The sequence below is a fragment of the Pectobacterium quasiaquaticum genome, from assembly GCF_014946775.2.
GTDB classification, from domain to species: domain Bacteria; phylum Pseudomonadota; class Gammaproteobacteria; order Enterobacterales; family Enterobacteriaceae; genus Pectobacterium; species Pectobacterium aquaticum.
The window spans coordinates 1,886,625-1,910,681 of the sequence record NZ_CP065177.1; the positions used below are offsets into that span (position 1 = coordinate 1,886,625).

The window sequence follows — 24,057 nt, forward strand, 5'->3', positions numbered from 1 at the left end:
TATTCAGAAATTGAGCATATTATATTATGCTCACTTTACTGCAAAAACCGTAACCAACGTTTTAATTGAGCCATCTGGAACCATAACAAAGTACATCTTGCTCCCCACGTTCTGCCAGAACTCGGCCTCCTGCATATACTTTTTTTCCTTTTGGAAAGCAACTTTTTCTGGCAATTTGGCTTTATCTAGCGCCGGGCATAGCAGTATTGAGCACAAAACCTTCCAAGGGTGCTTGGGCAGACCCTGTATTAATCAGTAAACAGGATAACGATCTGGCCGGGTTTGATTTCGATGCCTTTCGCCATCTTCTTCGCCATCGACTCCGTTGTGCTCTTATCTGCATTTAATACGTAAGCTGGTTTCTGGTCAAAATAGCTTTTTAGCGATTGATTAAGATACGGGCTTAGCGTTTTCATTATCGCCTGCATTTTTTCCGGCTGTACGGTGTAATCAACCAGTTCCATATCTTTCAGGTAAATCGCGCCCTGCGCTTTATCAAAAACCGGCTGTGCTTTCAGCGTCAGCTTCATGTCGGCAGCCTGATTGCCCAACAGGGACGAAATATCGACCTTCGCATTGCCCGTCAGCGTCACTTTCCCCGGCTCTGCCCGACCGATTTGGCTAGATAGTTCGGTCAACACGATATGGGCATCCACCACGCCGGGCACGCCCAACTGTTTCTGATAATCATTGTGTGTTTGCAGGTACTCATTCACTTCTTGCTCACTGAGTGTGTATTGCGTGAGTTTATTACAGCCACTGAGTGTAAAAGCAAGCAGCACTGCGGCCGCTGCCATCCATCCTGATTTTTTCATTATTCTGACCTCTTGATGCTATTTACGCGCACAATTCATTCCTACGGTAGTCTATTCACATGAACGATCGCTTTATGTGAATAATCAACACGATTCTGCACGGGCAGCGTGCGCCTGATGCGCAGGGTAAACAATAGGATAGCACTGAAATGGCGGATAATGCCGCTTCAGAACGAAGCGGCGGAGTAAAACTAAACGGTTAGATTTCGGACTGCTGAGAGTAAGGACAGGGGCGTAAATGTCGATCGTCATAACCGACGAGATCAAACTCGTCGGTAAAATTCAGATTAATGACCACCCAGCATCGCGGGCTCAATGCGGCGTTGGTTGAACTGCCAATACAGTGCGGCTAACGTCAGGAACCCGATGGTGCCGAGCATGAACCATGGCAGTTCCGGTTGATTCAGTGCGTGTCCGGTATCGAATAACCAGCCGCCGCCGCTGTAACCTATCGCGCCACCCAGTGCCAATCCAAGCCGGCTGAACCCCATATAGCTGCCTCTGGCTCGGGAGTCTGCCAGAGAAGCGCTTAAGGTTTCACGCGCAGGTTCGGCAATAATCGACCCTACATAAAACAGGCTGATCAGCAGCAGCAGGGTTTGCAACTCCGTCGTCATCCCGATCGGGAACATACTGACGGACATAATGAAAAGCCCCGCCATCAGACGTTGTTCCAGCCGGAAGCGCTTCTCACTCCAGCGGGCGATAGGGTACAGCAGCGTTAGCGATAGCACCGCTTCAATGGCGTACATCCATTTCACCGCAGACGGCGTTCCGGCGAGCTCGTTGACCATAATGGGCAGCATCAGCAAAACCTGAACGGCCAGCATGTAGTAGCCCGTCAGCGTTAACACATACATCAGGAAACGGCGGTCGCGAATCACGCGTGTCAGGCCTTCCAGTATTGGCGTCTTGACCGTCGAGATGCGGTAGGCCGGCAGCAGCCAGGCATTGAGTGCAGCGGCAAGCACAAAGATGACCGCGCCCGCCCAGCAGACGATCTCGAAATCATACTGGAGCAGCCAACTGCCGATGAGGGCACCGATAACGGCCCCGGCGCTATCCTGCATCATTAACAGGGAGTAGAACCGACCGCGTTCCTGCGGACGAACCAGCTTGATGACCAGCGCGGTACGTGGCGGATCGAATAGCGTACCGCCAAGGCCGGATAGCGCACAAGACAGCCAGAGCAGCCAGGGCTCGTCGGCAATCGCCATGAACACAAAACCGGAGGCGCGTAGCAGCATCCCGGTGATAATCATCGGTTTAGCACCAAAACGGTCAGCAATGGCTCCGCCGAAAATACCGAGCCCTTGCTGAATAAACTGGCGCAATCCCAATGCGATACCGACTAATAATGCGGCCCAGCCGAGATCGTCGACAAAACGAATGGAAATAAGGGGGAACACAACGAAGAATCCCAAAACCACCAGCATATTATCGAGTAATAAAAAATATTTACCCAAGCTCCGAGCTTGCGACATCAGAGGCATGTTTCACCACAACAAAGAAAGGAGGAAAATAACAGACGTGACTATTTTGTACTCTAATTCGACTTTGGTATAGCCTATTGTTGGATAATATTTTTTTATCGATTTAACGTTATCCGAGTAGCATTTCGGCGAGAAAAAATGCCTTTCCTGACTCAACTGCGCAATAACTCGACGACGGGGATTTTACGTCTATGAATTTATGTGGTTATAGTAAGGATTATCGGAAATACCGATATTTTCTGCTTGTGCAGAATAGTCATTTTTTCAGCAGCGATGAATTTTACTTATCGATAACATGGAGAGGCAGGGGGAAAAATGTTTGGCTACCGTTCAACGCCAGCAAGAGTGCAATTGACAACTGACAGGCTGGTGGTGCGTCTGGCCCATGAACGCGATGCATGGCGTCTGGCCGAATACTATTCTGAAAACCGTGATTTTCTTAAGCCGTGGGAACCCGTGAGAGACGCCAGCCATTGCTATCCATCAGGCTGGCAAGCGCGTCTGAGCGTGATTAACGATATGCATAAGCAGGGCAGCGCCTATTACTTCCTTTTGTTGGATCAGAATGAAAACGAAGTATACGGCGTGGCGAATTTCAGCAACGTGCTGCGGGGATCCTTTCACGCCTGCTATCTGGGCTATTCACTCGGCCAAAAATGGCAGGGGCAGGGACTGATGTATGAAGCATTGCAGCCTGCAATACGTTATATGCAACGTCAGCAGCATATGCATCGCATCATGGCTAACTATATGCCGCATAACCAGCGTAGTGGGGGATTACTGACACGTTTGGGGTTTGAGCGTGAAGGCTATGCGAAGAATTATCTGCTCATTGATGGCAAATGGCAGGATCATGTATTAACCGCGCTGACCAACGCCGAGTGGAAGTCTCCGCGTTAAGGAAAAATGATGAAATACCAATTGGATGCTCGTGAAGCCCGCGTGATGGGTTGCATGCTGGAAAAGCAGATCACCACGCCGGATCAATACCCAATGTCGTTAAATGGCATCACCACGGCCTGTAATCAGAAAACCAACCGCGAACCCGTGATGGAACTGAGTGAAAGCGAGGTCCAGCAAACGCTGGATTTGCTCGTGAAGAAACATTTTCTGCGCACGCTAAGCGGGTTTGGTAACCGAGTGGTGAAGTATGAACATCGTTTTTGCAATTCTGAATTTGGTGACCTAAAGCTCTCGCCTGCGGAAGTGGCGCTGGTGACGACGCTACTGCTGCGCGGCCCGCAGACGCCGGGAGAACTGCGTACGCGGGCAGCCCGATTGTATGAATTTTCAGATGTCGGTGAAGCTGAGTCTACCCTTGAACAGTTGCAACAGCGTGAGGATGGGCCGTTTGTCGTCCGGCTGGCGCGTGAAGCAGGGAAACGAGAAAGCCGCTATCAGCATCTTTTCAGCGGCGAGGTCAGTGAGATTGTCGCTCCCGAAGCGGACAGCGCAAATGACAATTCATCACTGGCCGAGCGGGTTGAAGCGTTAGAAAAAGAGGTCGCTGAACTCAAACGTCAGCTTGCCGCGCTGTTAGCGTAATGAATCTGTCCCAGGGATAAAATCAGTTATGAAGCCTCTGTTTACGTCTGCGGAAAGTGTTCCAGAGAATAGCGGTTTGACCCGACGTCCCCGTATCGGCGTCGTTGGGCTGGGATCCATCGCGCAGAAAGCCTATTTGCCGATTCTCAGTCAGGCTGAACGCTGGGAGCTGGTTGGCGCGTTTTCTCCCGATTGGCAAAAGACGCAGCGGATTTGTCAGCACTACCGGATGACGAGTTTCTCGGCGCTGGATGAACTGGCAGCGCAGTGCGATGCGGTCTTCGTCCATAGCAGTACTGCCAGCCATTTTTCTGTTGTGAGTCAACTGCTTAACGCGGGTGTCGATGTCTATGTGGATAAACCGCTGGCAGAGCGGCTTACGCAGGCGGAAGCACTGGTCGAATTGGCGGAGCAACAACAAAAAATTCTGATGGTTGGCTTTAATCGCCGTTTCGCACCGTGCTATCAGCAGCTAAAACATCGGCTGGAGCAGCCGGCATCTTTGCGTATGGATAAACACCGGATTAATGGCGTTGGTCCGCAGGATGTTCGTTTTACTCTGCTCGACGATTATCTGCACGTGGTGGATACCGCACTCTGGCTGGTGGGCGGCGATGCTCAACTGATTGATGGTGTGTTGCATACGAATGCGGATGGCCAATTGCTGTATGCCGAGCACCATTTCCAGAGCGGCGGCTGTCAGGTGACGACCAGCATGCATCGCCAAGCTGGAAGCCAGCGCGAATGGGTTCAGGCTGTTACCCAAGGTGGGCTCTATCAGGTGGATGAGATGCGTGAATGGCGTGAAGATCGCGAAGGAATAACGATCCGTCCGGCCGTACCCTCCTGGCAAACCACGCTAGAACAACGCGGATTTGTCGGTGCGGTACAGCATTTCATCACAGCCATTGAACAACGGAAACCAGCGGAAACATCTGGTAACCAGGCATTGCTGTCCCAGCGCATGATTGAACAATTGCTGAGAAAAAGCTGAAAAGTTCGACGGTTATGACAATGTGCGGTAGCTATTACACGCGCAATGCGTAGACTAGTCGCACCTCGTAATCAGGATAACCTCAACGGGTTAATAATCGGTCCTGAACCGTTCAGAACATAATCGGATGAATCTACTTAAATCACTGGCTGCCGTCAGTTCCATGACCATGTTATCGCGCGTTTTAGGCTTTGTGCGTGATGCCATCGTCGCCCGTATTTTTGGTGCCGGTATGGCGACGGACGCCTTCTTTGTGGCGTTCAAACTGCCCAACCTGCTCCGGCGAATTTTCGCAGAAGGCGCATTTTCACAGGCTTTTGTGCCGATTCTGGCCGAATATAAAAGCCAGCAGGGCGACGAGGCCACGCGAACCTTCCTTGCCTATGTTTCCGGCATGCTGACGCTAATTCTGGCGTTAGTCTCCGTGGCGGGGATGGTCGCTGCACCGTGGGTCATCATGGTGACCGCGCCCGGTTTTGCCGCGACGCCAGAGCGCTTTGAGCTCACTTCGGATCTATTAAGAGTCACATTTCCCTACATCTTGCTGATCTCGCTGACCTCGATGGTCGGTTCGGTGTTAAATACCTGGAACCGTTTTTCGGTGCCCGCGTTTGCTCCGACATTACTTAACGTCAGCATGATTGGCTTCTCGCTGTTTGCTGCCCCGTATTTTAACCCACCGGTGATGGCGCTGGCTTGGGCGGTTTTGGTTGGCGGTTTACTGCAACTCGGCTATCAGTTACCGCATCTGAAAAAGATTGGCATGCTGGTATTGCCGCGCTTGAAGTGGCGTGACCCGAGCGTCTGGCGAGTGATGAAACTGATGGGGCCTGCGGTTCTGGGTGTCTCGGTGAGCCAGATTTCGCTCATCATCAACACCATTTTCGCGTCCTTCCTCAGCGAAGGGGCGGTGTCATGGATGTATTACGCCGACCGCTTGATGGAGTTTCCTTCCGGTGTCCTCGGCGTGGCGTTAGGGACAATCCTGCTCCCATCGCTGTCGAAGAGTTTTGCCAGTGGCAATCATGACGAATACTCCCGTCTGATGGATTGGGGGCTCCGTCTGTGTTTCCTGTTGGCGCTGCCGAGTGCGGTGGCATTAGGCATTTTGGCTAAGCCCTTAACGGTGTCGCTGTTCCAGTACGGCAAATTTAGCGCCTTTGATGCGCTGATGACCCAGCGGGCGCTGATTGCTTATTCAGTGGGGCTGATGGGACTGATTGTCGTCAAAGTGTTAGTGCCTGGCTTTTATTCCCGGCAGGATATCAAGACGCCAGTCAAAATAGCGATAGTCACGCTGATCCTGACGCAAGTGATGAACCTGATCTTTATCGGCCCGCTGCAACATGCGGGTCTGGCGTTGTCTATCGGTTTGGCCTCCTGCCTGAATGCAGGCTTGCTGTATTGGCAACTGCGTAAGCAGGATATTTTCCAGCCGCTGCCGGGTTGGCGGGGCTTTCTGGTTCGCCTGCTGGCTGCCGTTATTGTGATGTCGCTGGTTTTGTTGGGCATGCTGTGGTGGATGCCCGCATGGGATGACGGCAATATGACGATACGCATTCTGCGTCTGTTGCTGGTCGTGGTCGCAGGGGCGGGTTCCTATTTTGCCACACTGGCGCTGTTGGGATTCCGTCCTCGGGATTTCGCCCGCCGTAGCGTGTAACAATGTTATTGAATAAAAAAACGCCATTGGTGGCAGCACCAATGGCGTTTGTGTTTCCAATGAATACGTTTTCAGTTGATGGAGAATTACATCTTCTCGACGGTTTCGATGCCGAGCGTATCCAGACCTTGCTTCAACGTTTTCGCCGTCAGCAGCGCCAGTCTCAGACGGCTCTGACGCACGTCGTCACTTTCGGCATTGAGAATCGGACAGTGCTCGTAGAAACCAGAGAACAGACCCGCCAGATCGTACAGGTAGCTACACATCACATGCGGCGTGCCTTCACGGGCGACGGAGGTGATGGTTTCTTCAAATTGCAGCAGACGCGTGGCAAGCGCAAACTCACGCTCATCGTTCAGCGTAATCGGCTGTGTTAAGCTGTCTTCCTGTATGTCTGCACGCTTGAAAATAGACGCAACGCGGGTATAGGCGTATTGCATGTAAGGCGCGGTGTTGCCTTCAAACGCCAGCATGTTGTCCCAATCGAAAACGTAGTCTGTGGTACGGCTCTTTGATAGGTCGGCGTATTTGATTGCGCCGATAGAAACCACTTTCGCCAGCGTAGTTAACTCATCACTTTCCATCTGTGGATTTTTCTCTGCGATGAGCTTCAGGGCACGATCGTAGGCTTCATCCAACAGCTCAGACAGCTTGATCGTTCCGCCTGCACGCGTTTTGAATGGCTTACCGTCTTTGCCCAGCATCATGCCGAACATATGGTGTTCGAGGCTGACAGAATCAGGTACATAGCCGGCTTTACGCACGATAGTCCAGGCCTGCATCAAATGTTGATGTTGGCGGGAGTCGATGTAGTAAAGCACGCGATCGGCGTTTAGGGTTTCATAACGGTATTTGGCGCAGGCGATATCCGTTGTGGTGTAGAGGTAGCCGCCATCCTTTTTCTGGATGATGACACCCATCGGTTCGCCTTCTTTATTTTTATATTCATCAAGGAAAACGACCGTAGCGCCTTCGCTCTCAACCGCAAGACCTTTTGCTTTCAGGTCGGCAACAATGCCCGGCAGCATGCTGTTATATAGGCTTTCACCCATAACATCCTGTTTGGTCAGCGTGACGTTGAGGCGTTCATAGTTGATCTGGTTCTGAGTCATGGTGATATCGACGAGCTTGCGCCACATCTGACGGCAATATTCATCACCACCCTGCAATTTCACCACGTAAGCGCGCGCGCGTTCGGCGAAATCGGCATCTTCATCGTAGTGTTTTTTCGCTTCACGATAGAACGCTTCAAGATCGGACAAATCCATCTCGTTGGCGCTTTCGTTTTGCATTTTTTCAAGGTAGGCGATCAGCATGCCGAACTGCGTACCCCAGTCGCCAACGTGGTTGGCACGAATCACGTTGTGGCCGAGAAACTCCAGCGTACGGGCCGCTGCATCACCAATGATGGTTGAGCGCAGGTGACCGACGTGCATTTCCTTCGCGACATTAGGGGCAGAGTAGTCAATCACGATGGTTTGAGGCTCAACGGGGATTAAACCCAGTTTTGGTGCATTCAGGGCGTTCTCAACCTGGCTCGCAACCCACTGCTTATCGAGAAAAATATTAATAAATCCCGGGCCTGCGATTTCTGTTTTTTCCGCAATGCCCTCCAGCGCCAAAAGTTGGACGACTTTTTCGGCCAATTGTCGCGGCGGCATGCCCAGTTTTTTTGCCACGGCCATAACGCCATTGGCCTGATAATCACCAAACTGTGCTTTTGCCGACTGACGAATCTGAGCTTCGCTGTCTGCTGGCGCGCCCGCGGCGGTTAACGCCTGGCTGACTTTTTCGGAGAGAAGAGCCTGAATATTCACCGGTTTACCTTAAATAAAAAATTAAGCCTTGCTTATACCATATTTGCCTTTCCTCGTCAGCAGACGGGGCGAGGCAACGGGATGTTCAGGCGAAAAAATACCCGACATAGCGGGAGGTAAAGAGGGGAACGAGATGAAAAAAGGATAAGGAGAACACGACAAAAAAAGAAAAAATAGTTTTAGGTAGAATAAAAATAAATCCAATCGCGATCTTAACGTTTTTTCGACCGACTATTTACACCAATTTTATGTGAGTCTCTGGTTTTAAAATGACGAAAAATAGCATATGCCGCAATAGCGATAAGTGCGATGGATATAATGAGTAAAACCATGGTGATATCTCTGCGTTATTATTTATTTTCTTAATTTATACGTTTTCTTTTCGGCGTTCAATGGGGTGCGTGTTATTTAAGATTCCTCCCAGAATAGATTGCAAGAAGTATCGCAGCTTACACTTGGTAAAAAATATTTTCGTTTATTAATCAAACGGTATCATTACCTTTTCTTTGCATTTAATGCGTTTCACGTAATGAAGGTGTAAATAAATGTACATGGAGAAAAATAGAATTTAATTAGGATGCGTCACGGGTGTGATATTCTCACTGTGCAAATGGTGATTGATAATGTGAGATGCCGCGAGGAGTGTTGCCCGATATGTTACCCGATGATTTGATAACGGATTTAGCGCGATTTGAGCAAGCGCTACAGGAATTGGCCGATGTGCTACAGCTGGATTTAGGCACATTTCATGCTGACCATATTTCGTTGCGTTGCCATCAGAATACGACGGCTGAATCATGGAAAGCGGTGCTGCTAAAGGCTGGCCGCCTGCTGTCTGAAAACCAGATCAATGGCCGCACAATCTGCTTGTTTATTCTGGAGAATGCACTCACGGTCGGCCCCTGGCAGATTACCTGTATCGAGCTACCGTGGCCGGGGAAAAAGCATTATCCGCATGAAGGATGGGAGCATGTGGAACTGGTGCTGCCTGGGGAAGCGGAAACGCTGCACCAGCGTGCGCTAGCCTGCTTGTCTGATGATGCGCTGCGTACGCCGGGCATCAAGCTTAAATTCAGTTATCCGCAAGGCGAAAAAGAGCGAATTTCTAATCCTACGCTGGCGGTAACCAACGGGAAAGTGACAATAAAATTTCATCCATGTGATATACGCGATGTTGTCGCAAGCGAAATGTCGACGCTATAAAAATAACGTATGGCTCGAACGTAGCGTAATCAGAAAGATAACATTGGCTGGAAGGTAGAGTACGTGTCACTTTATTCAAGCCAATTTCTTTTGCTATGTAAAAGATTAATAAAATTGTGGTTTATGTCATGTTTATTTCGGCACTGTATCGCGTTCATTGTGACTCCTGTCTCCTCACGATATGAATGCGAATGCCATAGTTATTACTTTAATCGACGTGATAATTCGTCGATTTTTCGATAATTAAGAAAAGTGATCTGGGAGTTTACATGGAGGAGCAGCGATGACGAAACTGGAAGTATGCTGTTATAGCGTTGATTGTGCGATAACAGCAGCGCAGTCTGGGGCTGACAGGATTGAACTCTGCGCAGGGCAGCGAGAAGGCGGGTTAACGCCATCCTATGGTGCGCTGCGTGGCGCGCGCGAAAAGGTCGCGATTCCTGTTCACCCGATTGTGCGTCCGCGAGGGGGCGATTTTTGCTACAGCGCGATGGAATTTGCTGCTATCAAATACGACATTGAGCAGATTCGTGAGATGGGGTTTCCCGGCGTTGTTGTCGGCGCACTCAATCATGAAGGGCATATTGATTTGCCCAAAATGCGCGAAATCATGGCGGCGGCTCAAGGGATGGCGGTGACTTTTCATCGTGCGTTCGATATGTGCCTGAACCCATACATTGCACTGGAACAGCTTACTGAACTTGGCGTATCGCGCATATTGACCTCTGGGCAGCAGCAGACGGCGGAAAATGGGTTGCGGTTATTACGTGAACTAACACAGGCTAGTCGCGGTCCAATTATTATGGCGGGTTCTGGCGTGCGCTTGACTAACGTGCACAAATTTCAGCAGGCCGGTATCCGAGAACTACACAGTTCGGCAGGCCAGTGGACACCTTCTCCGATGCGCTATCGCAAAATTGGCGTATCGATGTGTTCTGAGACGGAATTAGATGAGTTTAGCCAGTATTGCGTGGATGGTGATGTGGTGGAAGCCATGAAGCGAGCTGTCAGCCCAGATCGTGAAATTCAGTACGTATCCTGATGTAAGGCATTTCACGATGTAGGCTAGATAAACAGCGTTGTTATATAACACCACATCGGCACTTTTCAATTTTGCCGCGCCGCATACCACCCGGTGTGCATGGCAAGTACCAGGCCCCAGCGTGTTGCTGGGGCTTTTTTTGTCTGGCGCAGTAATTTAGGGCTGGTAGATGCCGGGTTTACGTGCAACCAGAACGGCTCGTACTGGTGCGGGGTAACCTTCCACCGTTTTCGACGGATCTTCAGGATCGAGGAATTCAGCCAGTGATTCCGTGATCATCCAGTCGGTTCGGCGCTGTTCCTGCGTTGTCGTGGTGCAGATATCGACGACGCGGACATCAACAAAGCCGCATTTCTCAAGCCATGTTGTCAAGGCTGCGGCAGAAGGAATGAAATACACATTGCGCATTTGCGCGTAGCGTTCTCCCGGTACCAGCACCTGATTTTCATCGCCGTCAATGACCAGCGTTTCCAGCACCAGTTCGCCACCCGCCACCAACTGATTCTTCAATTGCCACAGGTGATCGAGTGGGGAACGGCGGTGGTACAGCACGCCCATAGAAAACACGGTGTCAAACGCAGCAAGTTCGGGGAGTTGCTCAATACCGAGTGGTAGAACGTGCGCACGCTGATCGTCACCGAGCAGCTTACGCACAGCTTCAAACTGGCATAAGAACAGCTGCATAGGATCGATGCCAACTGCCATCGTGGCGCCTTCGCCGACCATCCGCCACAGGTGATAGCCGCTGCCGCAGCCTACATCCAGAATCAGGCGATTCTTCAGCGGGCTGATATGCGGCAGAACGCGTTGCCATTTCCAGTCAGAACGCCATTCCGTGTTGATATCCACGCCGTAAAGCGAAAAGGGGCCTTTACGCCAAGGCATCAGGTTACGCAGCAGTTTTTCAATGCCTTCACGCTGGCCGACGGAAATATCGGGTTCCATGCACGCCGTGACGCTATCGTTCAAATCCAGAGAGGTTGGTGTCAGCGACGGGAGGTGTTCCAGCGAGTTAAACCAGAGTTTGAACTTACCATGCAACGATTCTTGCTGCCAACTACTGAGCTGTGAAGGTAGCGTGTTAAGCCAGTGGCTGAGCGGGCCTTTTGCGATTTGTTGATAAAAATTGCCGAAATCGATCACGCCTTTTCCTCTGCTTTCACGGCTAATAACGAACCAAAATTAAAACACTGAAACCAAATTTCGCTGTGCTCAAAACCGGCATCTGCCAGTCGAGCTTTATGGGTTTCTACTGAATCGGTCAGCATGACGTTTTCCAGCATACTGCGCTTCTGACTGATTTCTAACTCGCTATAGCCATTTGCCCGTTTGAAATCGAGATGCATGTTGAACAGCAATTCACCGACGTCTTTGTCCGCAAAATTGAATTTCTCTGAGAGCACGAGCACGCCGCCGGGATTCAATCCCTGATAAATACGCTTGATGAGCACCTGACGCTGGGAAGGTTCCAGAAACTGAAGGGTAAAGTTCAGCACCACCATAGACGCATTTTCGATATCAATATTCAGGATATCGGCTTCTATAATTTCGACAGGTGTATCGGAACGGAAAGCGTCAATGTGGCTGCGGCAGCGCTTCACCATTGCCGGAGAATTGTCTACCGCGATAATTTTGCAATCTGGGACATGAATATTACGTCGCATAGACAACGTGGCGGCGCCCAGAGAGCATCCTAGATCGTAAACGTGGCTATCCGGGCGGACGAAACGTTCTGCCAGCATGCCAATCATCGAGATGATGTTGGAATAGCCGGGCACGGAACGTTGGATCATATCGGGGAAGACGTCGGCAACGCGTTCGTCGAATGTCCAGTCGCCTAAATTGGCAATTGGCACAGAGAAAAGCATATCGCGGTTTGGCATGGCAGAAAGTGCACTGAGAGTAATAAAGAGGCGCGTATTCTAGCAGAATACGCCGTGGTCTTCACCTTTCACATGGTGTAGACGTAGGGGGGACACGGTTTTTGATTCTCGGACGCATAATGTCTGTGCGCCCGAGAGAGGCGGTGATAGTTTTTGCCTCACGCCATCAGTACAGCGTGAAAACCAGATCCCAGGGAAGATAATAGAGGTTTGCTGCAATCATCAGAATGAGTGAGGCGTAGGTTGCCGACATACCGGAACGTTGCCAGCGGAATTCGCGATGCCGAAGTCCATAATAGTGCGCTAGACGCCCAGTAATCAATAAAATACCGCAGAAGTGGATCATGATGATAAGGGCGCCGTTCATTTCCATCAGCACCAGCAGAATCGCCGCAATCGGAATGTATTCCACCGCATTGCCATGTACCCGGATCGCCGTTTGCAATTCATAAAACCCGCCGTCGCCATACGCCACGCGATACTGCATTCTGAGTTTCACAACATCAATAGACAGCTTTATCAACAAGATTGCGCCAAGCACGATATAGAGCGCACTTACCATGTTTTACTCCGTAACCTAACCGAAAACGGCTTGCAGAATAATAGCTTTACCTAACGCAACTGTCGCCTGTAAAGGCCGATTTTTTTAGCGGAAATGCGTTGCGTTGCAAAATTGTTTATAACCAAACGGGCTAACACATGCCAGTGGCAGAGGTATCAGCGGATATATCAAAAGAGCGTTGCCTGCTGTGGCCAATCCGGCGGGGGCGGAAAGGTCGGGTCGATTTCGGCGAGCAAGGGCCAAAGCTGCTGCGCCAGAGGTGGGGCATCACCGATATCTGGTGTATGGATAAAGAAGAAGGGATTTGCCTCACGCCACTGCGGCAGCTTGTTACGCCATGACTCGAACCAACGAAGATTTTCTTCCTGCTTTTCACTGCCGATAAAGCGAATCAGCGGCTGCGTGGCCGTCAGCACAGCGTGAACGGGCACGCGAGGCTTCTTCCGCTGGGCTTCACGCATCGCAGCGCTCTCTGGTGCGGCGTGGTGAACCGGGCGGCTGTCGAGGATCACGCGGTTAATTCTGCGCTGCTGTAGCCCCTGATTCAGCGTGCGTTCTTCATCGCCTTTGGCAAAAAACAGCGGGTGGCGGACTTCCACACCGTAGCTAAATCCCTGCGGCAAAGCATCAAGAAAGCGCCACAGCACGGGCAACTGCGCAGGGCTGAAAGTCGCGGGAAGTTGCAGCCAGAGTTGTCCGATACGGTGTGCAATCGGTTCAAGGCATTGATAAAAAAGTCCGACATCGCTAGCACAGTTCTGCAAGGCGGCTTTATGGCTGATCGCGGAGGGAAACTTGAAACAAAAGCGAAAGTCATCATGCGTCATATCACGCCAGCGCTCGACAACCTCGCGTGAAGGTAACGCATAAAAGGTCGTATTACCTTCAACACAGGTAAAATAGCGGCTGTAGTCGGCAAGGTCGTTTAAGCCCAACCGACTCCAGGCGGGATGCTGCCATTGTGGTAATCCGATATACATCATGTCGTCGCCATCAATAGAATGCCGAGCATTATCGCGTAATTGTCGGGGCAGTGCGAGTGAACTGGGAGACATCGTTTATAAAATCTCGTCTGCCCACAGTGCGGCTTCCATGATCGTGCTAAAGCCATTTTCTTCATCGGCACCCAACTGGGTTAAAAACTGCTCAAGCACTTCCCACTCTTGCTGTTCATAAATCCACAGAGCAACGCCTCGGTGGTATTGTCCTTCACATTGAAAGAGGCATGCAAGGGAAGATCGGTTTTGCAACAACTCTGCCTCGATTAGTGAACATTCCGTTAACCGGAAAGGAAATTTCGTAAAAAGAGTAGGCGGCAGCGTCGCAGAGCGTTACCTTCATGCTTATCGTTCGGGCGAATATCCTTTATAATAACCGCCTTTTTTCATCGGACAGTAACCCAGAAAAACCATGCCGTGCAGCGAAAATGCCACTGTTTTTGCACTGTGATTTACCGTGAAAAGTGATCTACCGTGAAAACGTGTGAGCTGGCGGATGAGTAAAAGGACATCGTGATGCGTACTAATTATTGCGGGCAGTTGAATTCGTCCCATGTGGGCCAGGAAGTGACATTGTGCGGTTGGGTTAACCGCCGCCGCGATCTGGGTGGTTTGATTTTTATTGATATGCGTGACCGCGAAGGGCTGGTTCAGGTGTTTTTTGACCCGGATCGTCAGGACGCATTTAAACTGGCATCCGAGTTGCGTAACGAGTTCTGCATCCAACTTACCGGTGTCGTACGTGCCCGTCCAGAAAGTCAAATCAACAAAGATATGGCGACGGGTGAAGTCGAGATTTTTGCCAACGCACTGACGATCGTTAACCGTTCTGAAGCGCTGCCGTTGGACTCCAACCAAACCAATACTGAAGAAGCGCGTCTCAAATTCCGCTATCTGGATTTGCGCCGTCCTGAAATGGCGCAGCGCCTGAAAACGCGTGCCCGTATCACCAGTTTTGTGCGTCGTTTTATGGACGACCACGGCTTCCTGGACATCGAAACCCCGATGTTGACCAAAGCGACGCCGGAAGGCGCGCGTGACTATCTGGTGCCAAGCCGCGTACATAAAGGCAAATTTTATGCGCTGCCGCAGTCCCCACAGCTGTTCAAGCAGCTGCTGATGATGTCCGGCTTTGACCGCTACTATCAGATCGTCAAATGCTTCCGTGACGAAGACCTGCGTGCCGACAGACAGCCTGAATTTACCCAGATCGATGTGGAAACCTCTTTCATGACCGCGCCACAGGTGCGTGAAGTGATGGAGAAGCTGGTGCGTGAACTGTGGCAGGACGTGAAAGGCGTCGATCTGGGCGATTTCCCGATCATGACGTTCGCAGAAGCCATGTGCCGTTTCGGCTCCGACAAGCCAGATTTGCGTAACCCGCTGGAACTGGTCGACGTTGCCGATCTGGTTAAAGACATTGAATTCAAAGTCTTCTCCGGCCCGGCAAACGATGCTAAAGGCCGCGTTGCCGCTATCCGCGTACCGGGCGGCGCACAGCTGAGCCGTAAGCAGATTGATGAATACGGCAAGTTTATTGAAATCTACGGCGCGAAAGGTCTGGCTTACATCAAGGTCAACGAGCGTGCCAAGGGCCTGGAAGGCGTTCAAAGCCCGGTAGCCAAATTCCTGAGTGAAGACGTTCTGTCTGCCGTGTTGGATCGTACTGCGGCACAAGATGGCGACATCCTGTTCTTTGGTGCGGACAGCGCGAAAGTGGTGACCGATGCGCTGGGGGCGCTGCGTCTCAAGCTGGGTCGCGATCTGAACCTGACGAAAGACAATAGCTGGGAACCGCTGTGGGTTGTCGATTTCCCAATGTTTGAAGAAGATGGCGAAGGCGGTCTTGCTGCGATGCACCATCCGTTTACCGCACCGCGTGACATGCTGCCTTCTGAACTGGCTGCCAACCCAGTTTCGGCAATCGCCAACGCGTATGACATGGTCATTAACGGTTATGAAGTGGGCGGCGGTTCCGTGCGTATTCACAGTGGTGAGATGCAACAAACCGTGTTCAGCATTTTGGGCATTACCGAACAAGAGCAGCGTGAGAAGTTTGGCTTCCTGCTGGACGCGTTGAAATATGGTACACCGCCGCACGCGGGTCTGGCGTTTGGCCTTGACCGTCTGGTGATGTTGCTGACGGGTACCGATAACATTCGTGACGTTATCGCCTTCCCGAAAACGACGGCAGCAGCGTGTCTGATGACGGAAGCGCCGAGCTTCGCCAACCCGGCTTCGCTGGAAGAGCTTGCCATTGCGGTTGTTGTGAAAGGGAAAGCGGCTCAGGATGGAAAATCCGAGAACGAATAAGATGGTATACAAGCGACCCGTTTCGGTTCTGGTGGTGATTTATGCTCGTGACACCGGGCGGGTGCTGATGTTGCAGCGGCGTGACGATCCTGAATTCTGGCAGTCGGTAACAGGCAGCATAGAAGAAGGGGAAAGCGCGTCGTATGCCGCACAGCGTGAAGTCAAAGAAGAAGTTAACATCGATATATCCGCGGAAGCGTTATCACTCTTTGACTGTCAGCGCTGTATTGAGTTTGAGCTATTTGCTCATTTGAGACGTCGCTATGCGCCGGGGGTTACGCACAATACCGAACACTGGTTTTGTCTGGCGTTACCTGCTGAGCGCGAGGTGCAATTATCCGAGCATCTTGCTTACCAGTGGCTGGATGTGCCCCACGCGGCACAGTTGACCAAGTCCTGGAGCAACCGGCAGGCGATTGAGGAATTTGTTATTTATCCGGCCTGAACAGGCTTTTTTCGGAGATTTTTATGGCAGGTCATAGTAAGTGGGCTAACACAAAGCATCGTAAAGCAGCACAGGACGCCAAACGCGGTAAAATCTTTACCAAGATTATCCGCGAACTGGTTACCGCAGCCCGTCTGGGCGGTGGCGATCCGGGTTCTAACCCACGTCTGCGCGCCGCGATCGATAAAGCTCTGTCCAACAACATGACGCGCGATACGCTGAACCGCGCGATTGCCCGTGGCGTCGGCGGTGACGATGATGCCAACATGGAAACCATCATTTATGAAGGCTACGGCCCGGGCGGCACGGCCGTCATGGTGGAATGCCTGAGTGACAACCGTAACCGTACCGTTTCCGAAGTGCGTCACGCGTTTACGAAAACCGGCGGCAATCTGGGTACCGATGGCTCCGTTTCGTACCTCTTCACCAAAAAGGGCGTTATTTCTTACGCGCCGGGTCTGGATGAAGATGCGGTGATGGATGCGGCGTTGGAAGCCGGTGCCGATGATGTCGTGACATACGACGACGGTGCTATTGACGTCTTCACGCCGTGGGAAACGTTCGGTGATGTGAAGGACGCGTTAGATGCAGCTGGCCTGAAAGCGGAGTCGGCTGAAGTGTCGATGATTCCGTCTACCAAGGCGGATATGGATGCAGAAACGGCACCGAAGCTGATGCGTCTGATCGACATGCTGGAAGACTGCGACGATGTGCAGGAGGTTTACCACAACGGTGAGATCTCCGATGAGGTGGCTGAACTGCTGTAATGGCAGGTCGGTAATGCAACGTAGCAACAGCTATCTACACGGGCGAATCGGCGGAGCGGCACGATGACAGTCGTAGCACCATGGCAATCATAGCACTATGACAATAATAGTAGGCATTGACCCCGGTTCGCGCGTGACGGGTTATGGCATTATCCGCCAGCAGGGTCGTCATCTGACGTATCTCGGCAGCGGCTGTATCCGCACCGTGGTGGACGATATGCCCACGCGATTGAAGCTGATTTACGCTGGCGTCAGTGAAATCATTACGCAATTTCGTCCAGACTGTATGGCGATTGAGCAGGTCTTCATGGCGAAAAACCCAGATTCAGCCTTGAAGCTGGGACAGGCGCGCGGTGTGGCTATCGTCGCGGGCGTGAATCAGGATCTGCCCGTGTTTGAATACGCGGCGCGGTTGGTGAAACAAACCGTGGTCGGAACGGGCGCGGCGGATAAAAAGCAGGTGCAGCATATGGTTCGCTCACTGCTGAAACTGTCGGCCAGTCCGCAGGCGGATGCCGCCGACGCGCTGGCGATTGCCATTACTCACTGCCACTTTAGCCAGAGCCTGCTGCGAACCGCGGCGGTGAAAGTGAACCCGCTGGCAGGAAGACTGCGCTGAAACAGGAGGCTGGATATTCATCCAGCCTTTTTTATGTTATATACTCGTCATACTTCAAGCCATTCTTTCCCTACGTAAAAGGAAGCGCAACGTGATAGGTCGTCTCAGAGGCATTATTCTGGAAAAACAGCCGCCGCAGGTGCTGATAGAAGCTAACGGCGTGGGTTACGAAGTCCATATGCCGATGACGTGCTTTTACGAACTCCCTGAACTCAATCAGGAAGCGATCATCTTTACCCATTTTGTTGTCCGCGAAGATGCACAGCTGCTGTTCGGTTTTAATGATAAGCAGGAGAGAGCGCTGTTCCGTGAGCTGATTAAAGTGAATGGCGTCGGGCCGAAGCTGGCGCTGGCGATCCTCTCCGGGATGTCCGCGACGCAGTTTGTCAGCGCTGTTGAGCGTGAAGAAATCGGTGCATTGATTAAACTGCCGGGCGTCGGTAAGAAAACGGCGGAAAGATTGGTTGTTGAAATGAAAGATCGCTTCAAAGGCTTGAGTGGCGATCTATTTAATCCAGTCAGCGATATTCCGCTGGCCTCACCCGCTGCCGCAGACAGCCGAGTCGGCGAGCCTGAGGCGGAAGCCGCCGCTGCACTGGTTGCGCTGGGCTATAAACCACAGGAAGCCAGCCGCATGATTTCCAAGATTTCGCGTCCCGATGCTGACTGTGAAACCCTGATTAGGGATGCACTGCGCGCGGCGCTGTGAGGTATTCATGATAGAAGCTGATCGTTTGATTTCCGCTGACGCCGTTCCTGAAGAAGAATTTCTCGACCGCGCGATGCGACCTAAGCTGCTGACCGAATATGTAGGGCAGCCGCAGGTGCGTGAGCAGATGGAAATTTTCATCCAGGCGGCCCGTAAGCGCGGGGATGCGCTGGACCATCTGCTCATTTTTGGTCCTCCTGGTCTGGGTAAAACGACGCTGGCGAATATTGTTGCTAACGAGATGGGCGTGAATATGCGCACGACGTCGGGCCCGGTGCTGGAAAAAGCAGGTGACCTTGCCGCACTGTTGACCAATCTCGAACCGCATGATGTGCTGTTCATCGATGAAATCCATCGCCTGTCACCTGTGGTGGAAGAAGTGCTGTATCCGGCGATGGAAGATTATCAGTTGGATATCATGATCGGTGAAGGGCCTGCTGCCCGCTCAATCAAACTCGATCTTCCTCCTTTCACATTGATTGGCGCAACGACGCGTGCGGGGTCGTTAACCTCGCCGCTGCGTGATCGCTTTGGTATTGTGCAGCGTCTGGAATTTTATAATGTGGCGGATTTACAGTATATCGTGGGTCGCAGCGCACAGTGTTTAGGGCTGGATCTGACATCTGAGGGGGCGCTTGAAGTGGCGCGGCGCGCGCGGGGGACGCCGCGTATTGCTAACCGATTATTGCGACGGGTGCGTGATTTCTCCGAAGTTAAGTCAGAAGGGGCGATTACCGGTGATGTAGCGACACAGGCACTGGATATGCTGGCGGTAGATACCGAAGGCTTTGACTACATGGATCGTAAGCTGCTGTTGGCGATCATCGATAAATTCATGGGTGGCCCCGTTGGTTTGGACAATTTAGCGGCAGCGATTGGTGAAGAGCGAGAAACGATTGAAGACGTGCTGGAGCCGTTTCTGATTCAGCAAGGGTTCATTCAGCGTACGCCGCGCGGTCGCATGGCGACGCAGCATGCCTATCGACATTTTGGCCTAACGCGTGAAGATTTAGGTTAACGGGTGAAAAAGCGTATCGCCTAAAAAATGCTTTCCCTATTCAGGGAGACCACGCGGTCTCCCTACGTTTATGTAATTAGAACCAGGCTTCCCACATTGCCCCAACGTTGAACGAATCAAGCTGCGTGTTGACGCTGGTCGTTGTCCGCGCGGTGTGCTTGTTATCCACTTCACCGTCGGTGACATAGAAGCGCAGCATCGGTCTGAACTCCGGCCCCATGGCGATCGAGACATTCTGGGAAAGCGTCAGTTTCCACCCTTTGTTATCACCTCCCTGACCGTAATCTACATGCTGGTAGCCCGCTTCAAGCCAGGTACGGGCGAATCCGACAGTGGTATCGGCGGTAAAGCCATCGCGGATAGCGATCATGATTGGATATCATATGGAAATCGTTTTCCATGCTGGATAGAAACGGTTATACTGCGAAGTAGCGCAATGCGCGGTTGGTGTTCAGAGTTTTGAGTCGGATTTAGCGTTTTCCAGAGGAAAATGATGTCTACAATCAACGATGTATCGCGTTTAGCTGGGGTGTCCAAAGCCACAGTCTCTCGGGTGTTGAGTGGTTCACGCGGCGTAAAGGAAGCTAGCCGCCTTGCAGTGTTAAAAGCGGTTGATGAGCTTAAATATCGGCCGAATGTCATCGCCCAATCTCTGTTAAGTCAATCAACCGGATGTATTGGCGTCATTTGTGCTCAGGACAACATCAACCAGACGACCGGCTACCTTTATGCGCTGGAAAAACACTTTAGCCGACATCAAAAGCATCTCTTGCTGCGCTTTGCCAGCAGCAGGACTGAAGTGATGAACGTGCTTGATGAGCTGACCAGCGGCCTGTGTGATGACATTTTAATCATTGGCGCGCGTTTTCCGCTGAATCTGGCCGATAAGAACATCATTTTGATCGATTGCATGGAAACGGATACCACGAATAGCCTGCAATTCGATCACGCTTTCGCCACAGAAACTGCGTGTAATTACCTGATTCGACAAGGAAGACGGCAAATTGCGCTGATCAATCCCGCCGCCAGCAGCTCAGCGGATCAGGTGCTTTTAGGGTATAAGCGGGCGCTGGAAAATAACTTCCTACCGTTCAACCGTAACCTGATCTTTATGGATGCATCTTCATCGTCGTCGGTGGCACTGCAAGTGTTGCTTAATAACAGTACGACGCTGAATTTCAATGCGCTTCTGGTGGCGGATGAACTGGAAGCCAAACGGGTTATTACGCAGCTTCAGGCGTTTAACAAATCCGTGCCAAAAGACATCATGGTATTCAGCCTGGCGGGGTCTCTCGATATTCCGGGCATTCCGGCGATACCGGCCATTGAATATTCGATGGATGCGGTGGCGGCCAGAATCGTGTCCTGGCTCAATGAGAAAACACAGGATGTGCTGGGATCGTATGTTTTGCGGGGTGATTTAATCATTCCAGATATGGCTAACCGGCAATAAACGCTGTTCGTACAGTCTTCAAAATATAAAGCCCTTCTGAATCACGTATTCGGAAGGGCTTTTTGTTATTGATTCTCTAGGCGGGTTGTCGCTTAATCAGACTGACAATAAACAGCAGCGATGCGCACAGCACCACAGACGGCCCCGCGGGCGTATTGTAGCCAGCTGAAAATGCCAAACCGCCCGTTACGGCAATCATTCCTACAATAATCGCGATGCTTGCCATTTGTTCCGGCGTCCGTGCGAAGCGTCTGGCGCTTGCCGCAGGAATAATCAGCAATGACGTAATGATCAGCGCACCCACAAATTTCATGGCGATACCAATCGTTAACGCGGTGGTCAGCATCAAGAGCAGCTTGGTGCGCTGTAGCTTCACGCCATCCACGTGCGCCAGCTCTGGGCTGATCGTCATAGAAAGGAGTGCGCGCCATTGCCAGCACATAATGGCCACCACAACGATGACACCCGCGGCGATCACCCACAGATCCTCTGTTGTGACAGAGAGCAAATCGCCAAACAGATAAGCCATCAAGTCCACGCGCACGTTATTCATCAGGCTGACGACCACCAATCCAAGCGACAGCGCGCTGTGCGCCATGATGCCGAGTAACGTATCGATAGCCAGATAGGGGCGTCGCTCCAGCCAGACAAGCCCCAACGCCAGAATGAGCGTCACGGCAATAACGGCAGCAAACAGGTTGATGTTCAGCAGCAGGCCGAAGGCGACGCCGAGTAAAGACGCGTGCGCCAGCGTGTCGCCGAAGTAAGACATCCGTCGCCAGACGACAAATGAGCCGAGCGGGCCAGCCGCAATCGCCAGCAACATCCCCGCCAGCCAACCGGGAAACAGCAGTTCTATCATGCGTCGTTTCCACCTTGTCTTTTCAGAATGATACGTCCCTGTAGATCGTGACGATGATTATGATGATGGCGATAAATTGCCAATTGCTCCGCGCCGCGGTGGCCGAACATTGCTAAAAACTCAGGATGAAGTGAAACCACTTCAGGTGTGCCGGAGCAGCAAACATGTTGATTAAGGCAGAGAACTTCATCGGTTTTCGCCATCACCAAATGCAGATCGTGCGACACCATTAGCACGCCGCAGTGGAATTCTTGCCGCAATTGGTTAATGAGATCGTACAGCGCCAGTTGCCCATTGACGTCTACCCCCTGCGTCGGCTCATCGAGTACCAGCAGTTGGGGCTGATTGAGCAGTGCACGAGCCAGCAGGACGCGTTGGGTTTCGCCACCGGAAAGTTTCTGCATCGGCTGTTCCAGCAGATGTGCAGCCTGAACCCGCTTGAGCGCCGGTAAAATATCCTGCTTTTTCACGCTGGGGCGCAGTTGCATAAAACGGCTGACGGTCAAGGGCAGGGTGGTATCCAGATGCAGCTTCTGCGGAACGTAGCCGATACGCAGCGCGGGATCCCGTACCAGCGAACCGGAGGTGGGCGACAGTAGACCTAATACCACGCGCACCAGCGTCGATTTCCCTGCGCCATTCGGCCCGAGCAGCGTCAGAATTCGATCTGCCTGCAAGGTAAGAGAGATATCTGACAGAATCTTGCGGCTGCCAAATGTAACTGAAATATTATTAAGTGATACCAATGTGGACATAGAATTCGGTTTGCATAACTCATGTGACGTTATAATATAACAAATAACACCATAAAAATCGATGGGATCGACTTTCATGCAGCAATCTATTCAACAAAAAAAATCTACTCAACAAAAAAAATGGTTAAAAAGTGTGTTTGTTGCCAGCGCGCTACTCGCAAGCGGGATGTCAATCAGCGCGGCATCCGCTGCGGTCATTACGTCAATTCGTCCTTTGGGATTCATTGCCTCGGCTATTGCCGATGGCGTGACGCCAACGGAGGTTTTGTTACCTGATGGCGCGTCACCCCACGATTATGCCTTGCGCCCGTCTGATGTCCAGCGTTTACAGTCCGCAGAACTGGTGATTTGGGTTGGGCCGGAAATGGAAGTCTTTCTCGGAAAGCCCTTAGCGAAAGTCTCACCTGAAAAGCAAATCGCACTTTCCGCGCTCCCCGCGATTAAATCTGAGCTGGAAAAAGAGGCTGGACACGATCATGAAGATGACCATGAACAGATGCATGATGACCATGAAAAAGGCCACGATCATAGCCATGCCGCCCATGATCACGGCGACGATGGCCACCATCATGGTGAGTACAATATGCACATTTGGCTGTCGCCGGAGATGACAAAACAGGCGGCTATGGCCATTCATGCAAAATTATTGGAACTTATGCCTCAGAATAAGGACAAACTAGACGCGAATCTGCTTTATTTCACGGATAAAATCGGGCAGGCAGATGAAAAAATTGTTAAGATGCTAGCGCCTGTGCGGGGTAAAGGGTATTTCGTGTTCCATGATGCCTATGGTTATTTTGAGAAACATTACGGGTTAAGCCCGTTGGGTTACTTCACGATTAACCCCGAAATCCAACCCGGAGCACAGCGTTTACACCAAATACGAACACAGTTGGTTGAGCACAGAGCCGTATGCGTTTTTGCTGAACCACAATTCAGGCCAGCCGTTATTAATGCTGTTGCCAAAGGAACCGACGTGCGCTCGAGTGTGCTCGATCCATTGGGAAGCAATATTGCACTGGGTAGAGATAGCTATGCCGATTTCTTGTTGCAGCTATCAAACCAGTATGTGAGCTGCCTGGAGGAAAAATCATGAGGATA

At 51.6% G+C, this 24,057-nt stretch carries 23 protein-coding genes and 1 pseudogene; 14 read left to right on the top strand and 10 right to left on the bottom strand.

Annotated elements, in window-relative coordinates; translation table 11 throughout:
• Positions 1–248: 248 nt before the first annotated feature.
• Both IG609_RS08670 and mdtH read right to left on the bottom strand, forming a co-directional pair.
• Entirely contained in the window at positions 249–815 is a 567-nt protein-coding gene (locus tag IG609_RS08670; protein ID WP_180784967.1) for a lipoprotein, read from the bottom strand.
• A gap of 287 nt (positions 816–1,102) precedes the next feature.
• Positions 1,103–2,308, bottom strand: coding sequence for a multidrug efflux MFS transporter MdtH (mdtH, locus tag IG609_RS08675; protein WP_180784968.1), 1,206 nt, complete (start codon positions 2,306–2,308; stop codon positions 1,103–1,105).
• A 315-nt stretch (positions 2,309–2,623) separates the two neighbouring features.
• On the opposite strand from mdtH, the gene rimJ reads away from it, so the two are divergent.
• From rimJ to murJ, 4 genes are all read left to right on the top strand, one after another.
• Positions 2,624–3,208 (top strand): ribosomal protein S5-alanine N-acetyltransferase, encoded by a 585-nt coding sequence (gene rimJ / locus IG609_RS08680; RefSeq protein WP_039480408.1) that lies wholly within the window; start codon positions 2,624–2,626, stop codon positions 3,206–3,208.
• A 9-nt stretch (positions 3,209–3,217) separates the two neighbouring features.
• The gene (locus IG609_RS08685) at positions 3,218–3,853 is read left to right on the top strand and encodes a YceH family protein (RefSeq protein ID WP_193400482.1); all 636 of its coding nucleotides are present in this window, start codon (positions 3,218–3,220) and stop codon (positions 3,851–3,853) included.
• A gap of 28 nt (positions 3,854–3,881) precedes the next feature.
• The gene (locus IG609_RS08690) at positions 3,882–4,847 is read left to right on the top strand and encodes a Gfo/Idh/MocA family protein (RefSeq protein ID WP_193400484.1); all 966 of its coding nucleotides are present in this window, start codon (positions 3,882–3,884) and stop codon (positions 4,845–4,847) included.
• A 127-nt stretch (positions 4,848–4,974) separates the two neighbouring features.
• Complete coding sequence (gene murJ, locus IG609_RS08695) at positions 4,975–6,510, top strand: murein biosynthesis integral membrane protein MurJ (RefSeq protein WP_193400487.1); 1,536 nt, start codon at positions 4,975–4,977, stop codon at positions 6,508–6,510.
• 86 nt (positions 6,511–6,596) lie between these two features.
• Here the strand turns inward: murJ and argS are convergent, their stop codons facing one another.
• Complete coding sequence (gene argS / locus IG609_RS08700) at positions 6,597–8,327, bottom strand: arginine--tRNA ligase (protein WP_193400489.1); 1,731 nt, start codon at positions 8,325–8,327, stop codon at positions 6,597–6,599.
• 654 nt (positions 8,328–8,981) lie between these two features.
• Here argS and IG609_RS08705 point away from each other — a divergent pair.
• Positions 8,982–9,530, top strand: coding sequence for a VOC family protein (locus IG609_RS08705; protein WP_193400491.1), 549 nt, complete (start codon positions 8,982–8,984; stop codon positions 9,528–9,530).
• 283 nt (positions 9,531–9,813) lie between these two features.
• On the top strand, positions 9,814–10,572 hold the full coding sequence (cutC, locus tag IG609_RS08710) for a copper homeostasis protein CutC (protein ID WP_193400493.1): 759 nt from the start codon (positions 9,814–9,816) through the stop codon (positions 10,570–10,572).
• Between the two features lie 156 nt (positions 10,573–10,728).
• Here cutC and cmoB read toward each other — a convergent pair whose 3' ends face one another.
• The 4 genes from cmoB to IG609_RS08730 form a co-directional block, all read right to left on the bottom strand.
• Positions 10,729–11,715: a tRNA 5-methoxyuridine(34)/uridine 5-oxyacetic acid(34) synthase CmoB gene (cmoB, locus tag IG609_RS08715; RefSeq protein ID WP_193400495.1), complete on the bottom strand. Its 987-nt coding sequence runs from the start codon at positions 11,713–11,715 to the stop codon at positions 10,729–10,731.
• Positions 11,712–12,455, bottom strand: a complete 744-nt coding sequence (cmoA, locus tag IG609_RS08720; RefSeq protein WP_010306764.1) for a carboxy-S-adenosyl-L-methionine synthase CmoA — start codon at positions 12,453–12,455, stop codon at positions 11,712–11,714. The genes cmoB and cmoA overlap by 4 nt, the downstream gene beginning before the upstream one ends.
• Before the next feature lie 166 nt (positions 12,456–12,621).
• Complete coding sequence (locus IG609_RS08725) at positions 12,622–13,017, bottom strand: MAPEG family protein (RefSeq protein WP_193400497.1); 396 nt, start codon at positions 13,015–13,017, stop codon at positions 12,622–12,624.
• Between the two features lie 167 nt (positions 13,018–13,184).
• Positions 13,185–13,997: a DUF72 domain-containing protein gene (locus IG609_RS08730; RefSeq protein WP_193400560.1), complete on the bottom strand. Its 813-nt coding sequence runs from the start codon at positions 13,995–13,997 to the stop codon at positions 13,185–13,187.
• Between the two features lie 534 nt (positions 13,998–14,531).
• On the opposite strand from IG609_RS08730, the gene aspS reads away from it, so the two are divergent.
• The 6 genes from aspS (at position 14,532) to ruvB (ending at position 19,886) form a co-directional block, all read left to right on the top strand.
• Positions 14,532–16,328, top strand: a complete 1,797-nt coding sequence (gene aspS, locus IG609_RS08735; RefSeq protein ID WP_193400499.1) for an aspartate--tRNA ligase — start codon at positions 14,532–14,534, stop codon at positions 16,326–16,328.
• A 1-nt stretch (position 16,329) separates the two neighbouring features.
• On the top strand, positions 16,330–16,773 hold the full coding sequence (gene nudB, locus IG609_RS08740) for a dihydroneopterin triphosphate diphosphatase (RefSeq protein WP_039273284.1): 444 nt from the start codon (positions 16,330–16,332) through the stop codon (positions 16,771–16,773).
• A 23-nt stretch (positions 16,774–16,796) separates the two neighbouring features.
• Positions 16,797–17,540 (top strand): YebC/PmpR family DNA-binding transcriptional regulator, encoded by a 744-nt coding sequence (locus IG609_RS08745; RefSeq protein ID WP_010275900.1) that lies wholly within the window; start codon positions 16,797–16,799, stop codon positions 17,538–17,540.
• A 97-nt stretch (positions 17,541–17,637) separates the two neighbouring features.
• Entirely contained in the window at positions 17,638–18,159 is a 522-nt protein-coding gene (ruvC, locus tag IG609_RS08750; protein ID WP_014915152.1) for a crossover junction endodeoxyribonuclease RuvC, read from the top strand.
• A gap of 91 nt (positions 18,160–18,250) precedes the next feature.
• Positions 18,251–18,868, top strand: coding sequence for a Holliday junction branch migration protein RuvA (ruvA, locus tag IG609_RS08755; protein ID WP_193400501.1), 618 nt, complete (start codon positions 18,251–18,253; stop codon positions 18,866–18,868).
• A 7-nt stretch (positions 18,869–18,875) separates the two neighbouring features.
• Positions 18,876–19,886 carry a Holliday junction branch migration DNA helicase RuvB gene (gene ruvB / locus IG609_RS08760; protein ID WP_193400503.1) on the top strand — a complete coding sequence of 337 codons (1,011 nt, stop codon included), beginning with the start codon at positions 18,876–18,878 and terminating at the stop codon, positions 19,884–19,886.
• Positions 19,887–19,962: 76 nt separating this feature from the next.
• Here the strand turns inward: ruvB and IG609_RS08765 are convergent.
• A pseudogene (locus tag IG609_RS08765) lies at positions 19,963–20,202 on the bottom strand (carbohydrate porin); the annotation flags it as partial.
• 177 nt (positions 20,203–20,379) lie between these two features.
• Between IG609_RS08765 and IG609_RS08770 the strand changes: the two are divergent.
• Positions 20,380–21,339: a LacI family DNA-binding transcriptional regulator gene (locus IG609_RS08770; RefSeq protein WP_193398136.1), complete on the top strand. Its 960-nt coding sequence runs from the start codon at positions 20,380–20,382 to the stop codon at positions 21,337–21,339.
• 76 nt (positions 21,340–21,415) lie between these two features.
• Here IG609_RS08770 and znuB read toward each other — a convergent pair whose 3' ends face one another.
• Positions 21,416–22,201, bottom strand: coding sequence for a zinc ABC transporter permease subunit ZnuB (gene znuB / locus IG609_RS08775; RefSeq protein WP_193398135.1), 786 nt, complete (start codon positions 22,199–22,201; stop codon positions 21,416–21,418).
• Entirely contained in the window at positions 22,198–22,956 is a 759-nt protein-coding gene (gene znuC / locus IG609_RS08780; RefSeq protein ID WP_193398134.1) for a zinc ABC transporter ATP-binding protein ZnuC, read from the bottom strand. Before znuC ends, znuB begins: the two co-directional genes overlap by 4 nt.
• Before the next feature lie 76 nt (positions 22,957–23,032).
• On the opposite strand from znuC, the gene znuA reads away from it, so the two are divergent.
• On the top strand, positions 23,033–24,052 hold the full coding sequence (gene znuA / locus IG609_RS08785) for a zinc ABC transporter substrate-binding protein ZnuA (protein WP_193398133.1): 1,020 nt from the start codon (positions 23,033–23,035) through the stop codon (positions 24,050–24,052).
• Positions 24,053–24,057: the final 5 nt, after the last annotated feature.